Below are 263 nucleotides of genomic sequence, written 5' to 3'. Positions count from 1 at the left end.
CGCCCCCTCACGGCTAATTAGGGGTTTACCCCCGGCAAGCTTTTGTAGTGCGTCTGCACGCTGGGAGAAGGTTGGGGTAGCTGGGTCATACCACTCGACAGCAATACGCGACCCATCAACTTTTTCTCCGGTGCGGATCTGCTCGTACAGGCCCATAACCTGGCCCAGGGCATTACCGACTTCCCGGTTATGGCGTTCGACCATTTTCACTAACTGGGATTCCTCAGCACGGATAGCCCCCTCAGCAGGAGGGTTAGTAGTAG

Annotated in this window: 1 protein-coding gene; it reads right to left on the bottom strand. The window is 56.7% G+C overall.

Translation table 11 applies throughout. The annotated features are described in order from the left end of the window. The coding region (locus QP415_RS12030; protein WP_285100235.1) for a hypothetical protein at positions 1-210 on the bottom strand (210 nt) is incomplete at its 3' end. Between the last annotated feature and the right edge of the window lie 53 nt (positions 211-263).

The sequence above is a fragment of the Pauljensenia sp. UMB3104 genome, assembly GCF_030217285.1.
Taxonomy (GTDB): Bacteria; Actinomycetota; Actinomycetes; order Actinomycetales; family Actinomycetaceae; genus Pauljensenia.
The sequence above is the reverse complement of the archived record's forward strand: the minus strand, read 5'-3'. Positions and strand labels throughout refer to the sequence as shown.